Annotated in this window: 1 pseudogene; it reads left to right on the plus strand. The window is 72.4% G+C overall.

Annotated elements, in window-relative coordinates:
- Window positions 1–275 (plus strand): annotated as a pseudogene (locus CKO35_RS17750) (hypothetical protein); the annotation flags it as partial.

Consider the following 275-nt stretch of genomic DNA (forward strand, 5'->3'; position numbering starts at 1 on the left):
GAACGGCGGTGTGCGCGCCTCGCTCATCAACGACGGCAGCGGCCAGCCGCACCGGCTGGTGCTCACCGCCCGCAAGAGCGGCACCGAGGCGGCGGTGTCGAGCATCAGCTTCGGCGGCGATCTGGGCGGCGGCCTGCAGCTGGATACCGCCACCCGCATTGCCGGCCAGAACGCCCGGCTGACCGTCAACGGCATTCAGGTGGAGAGCGCCGGCAACCGCGTGGAGGGCGCCGTACAGGGCGTGACGCTGAACCCGGTTGCCGGCGCTCTCCACC

The organism is Ectothiorhodospira shaposhnikovii (genome assembly GCF_016584105.1).
GTDB classification, from domain to species: domain Bacteria; phylum Pseudomonadota; class Gammaproteobacteria; order Ectothiorhodospirales; family Ectothiorhodospiraceae; genus Ectothiorhodospira; species Ectothiorhodospira shaposhnikovii.